At 57.7% G+C, this 1,487-nt stretch carries 1 protein-coding gene; it reads right to left on the bottom strand.

The annotated features are described in order from the left end of the window. Window positions 1–1,487, bottom strand: a 1,487-nt coding sequence (locus M975_RS15030) for an Ig-like domain-containing protein (RefSeq protein ID WP_157093395.1), incomplete at both ends; no start/stop codon positions are given.

Below are 1,487 nucleotides of genomic sequence, written 5' to 3' on the forward strand. Positions count from 1 at the left end.
ATTATGTGCCTGGGTGTCGAGCACCACGTTTTGGTGCTCAACCGTAATCGCGGTGTTACCGGACGCATCCACACCGGTGACCATCACCTGTACGTCATTATTGCCTTCATTCAGCACTGCCGTCGGCACCGGTACTTCGTAACGCAGCTGGCCGTTGGCATCCGCCACCACGTCGCCGTGATATTCATGGCCATTAACACTGACGACGACTTTATCGCCCGCCTGCGCATCACCGCTCACAACACCAGAAATCATCGTTGGCATACGGGATTCGGCGGCATTCACCACATTGTCACCGGCCACGGTCTGAATGATCGCGTGGTTCTCGGCATGGGTGTCGAGCACCACGTTTTGGTGCTCGACCGCAATCGCGGTGTTACCGGAGGCATCCAAACTGGTGACCATCACCTGTACGTCATTATTGCCTTCATTCAGCGCCGCGGTTGGTACCGGCACTTCATAGCGCAACTGACCGTTGGCATCCGCCACCACGTCGCCACGGTATTCATGACCGTTAACGCTGACCACCACATGATCGCCCGCCTGCGCATCACCGCTCACCACGCCGGAGATCAGGGTCGGCATCCGGGATTCGGCGGCATTCACCACGTTGTCACCGGCCACGGTCTGAATGATCGCATGGTTCTCGGCATGGGTGTCGAGCACCACATTTTGATGCTCAACCGTAATCGCGGTGTTACCGGAGGCATCCACACCAGTGACCATCACCTGTACGTCATTGTTGCCTTCATTCAGCGCTGCCGTCGGCACCGGCACTTCATAGCGCAGCTGGCCGTTGGCATCTGCCACCACGTCGCCGTGATATTCATGGCCATTAACGCTGACGACGACTTTATCGCCCGCCTGCGCATCACCACTCACCACACCGGAGATCAGGGTCGGCATACGGGATTCGGCGGCGTTCACCACATTGTCCCCGGCCACGGTCTGGATGATCACATGGTTTTCGGCATGGGTGTCGAGCACCACATTTTGATGCTCAACCGTAATCGCGGTGTTACCGGAGGCATCCACACCAGTGACCATCACCTGTACGTCATTGTTGCCTTCATTCAACGCATGAGTCGGGACCGGTACTTCGTAACGCAGCTGGCCGTTGGCATCCGTAACCACATTGCCGTGATACTCATGGCCATTGACGCTGACCACCACATGATCGCCCGCCTGCGCATCACCGCTCACCACGCCGGAGATCATCGTCGGCAAACGGGATTCGGCGGCGTTGACAGTGTTGTCACCGGCCACGGTCTGAATGATCACATGGTTCTCGGCATGGGTGTCGAGCACCACATTTTGATGCTCGACGGCAATCGCGGTGTTACCTGACGCGTCAACACCGGTGACCATCACCTGTACGTCATTATTGCCTTCATTCAGCGCATGAGTCGGGACCGGGACTTCGTAACGCAACTGACCGTTGGCATCCGCCACCACGTCGCCACGGTATTCATGGCCGTTAACGCTGA

This window comes from Buttiauxella brennerae ATCC 51605, from assembly GCF_001654925.1.
In the GTDB taxonomy this organism is placed as follows: Bacteria; Pseudomonadota; Gammaproteobacteria; order Enterobacterales; family Enterobacteriaceae; genus Buttiauxella; species Buttiauxella brennerae.